This window comes from Spiroplasma sp. ald (assembly GCF_044714355.1).
Lineage (GTDB): Bacteria > Bacillota_I > Bacilli_A > Mycoplasmatales > Mycoplasmataceae > Spiroplasma > Spiroplasma phoeniceum.
The window spans coordinates 1-1,457 of sequence record NZ_RXFY01000158.1; the positions used below are offsets into that span (position 1 = coordinate 1).

The 1,457-nt window shown below is 25.6% G+C and carries 2 protein-coding genes; both read right to left on the minus strand.

The annotated features are described in order from the left end of the window. The coding region (locus EHU54_RS05795) for a hypothetical protein (RefSeq protein WP_400249447.1) at positions 1–812 on the minus strand (812 nt) is incomplete at its 3' end. Between the two features lie 12 nt (positions 813–824). Further along, the coding region (locus tag EHU54_RS05800; protein ID WP_400249448.1) for a hypothetical protein at positions 825–1,457 on the minus strand (633 nt) is incomplete at its 5' end.

Sequence of the window (1,457 nt, forward strand, 5' to 3'; positions counted from 1 at the left end):
TCAAAACTAGGGTCTCAAATTCTTAATTCCCCGTTTTCAGCATTAAAATCAGCATTAGCACGACCACTACTATTAGGTAATAAAGTTATTTTATTTTGTTTTAAATCAGATACCATTAATTCATCAGCAGTATTTTTAATAATTGTTTTATTATCAATTTTAATATCACTACCGCCACTTTGTTTTGCTTTTCAGACACCATTTTTTTCATAAATAGTATCATTATCAAACGGAACATTTATTTCATTATTGTTATTTTTAACAATACTTTTATTGTCAATCTTAGTTTTTTCTTTTTCTATTAAAGCATCAACTTCTAATTGTGTATAATATGCTTCTAAATCTATCATTGTTAAATCAATACTTTCTTCTTGAAAAGTACGAAACATTTTCTTTAAAGTTGTTAAATTAGCCAATGATTTTGCATAAGTGGGCAGTAGGCCTTGTCATGTTGCCATAGGATCATTTTGTGAAGAATAATTAATATCACCAACACTCATATTTGCCGAAGTAAAAAACTCAATTGGAATACGGTTAAATGTTCAATGCTCAATAGTAATAAACACCATATTAATACAAATTTTCTTTAATAATGGGTCTTTAAATGTTTCAAACTTTAATTTTGAAAATGGATAATTCAAATAGGAATTAATCATATTTTGTGCTCTCAAAGCAAATGTTTTAAATCATAATTCTACATCATCTTTAAAGAACTTATTGTAACGAACTGGAACTTGTGTAATTTTACCTGTCATTGGAATAAAATTATTATAATTTTCCAAAGTAACATTTTGTCATAATTCATTTAACATTTAATCATCTCCTTATCATTTAATTTTTTTAGAATATATTTTCTTTGATATAAATTTTTTACTATTTAGTAATGTTTTTGTTTTAATTGTTTTTTTTAAATCTTGTTTTGTTCTGGGTTGTTTGTATGTTTGAAATACTAGTCCATTACCCAATAAACTAGTGACCGCACTATCTTCTAGCGTATTTAACAATTTATCTTTATTAAAGTTATTTTTAAATTGTTCTTGCAATTTTAATACTTTAGCAATTGTTCGATATATTTTAAAACTATCTTTTATTACTTGTTGATAAGCGACGGGGGCAAAAGAAACTAAATTAAACAAACTTGTTTTTTTAAATCCCCAACCAATAAACCATTCACTATTCATATAGAATTTAAACGGTTCAGGAGCCAAAACAAACTGTTCTGCTTTGATTAAAGTTGTCATAACAACAATAGGGGCATATTGCAGATTTTTATAATATATTGTTAAAGCAACTTCACCCGCAACTGATAAAGGAACAATTTTTACTGCTAAAAAAACATCAGAACCATAGGCAAAAGGTAATAATTGGCCTTTTTTAATAGCCTTAGTTTCAAATTTAGATAATATTTTTTTAGTTTTATCAGTAATTTTATTAATTACTTTTTGTTTAATAGCAAT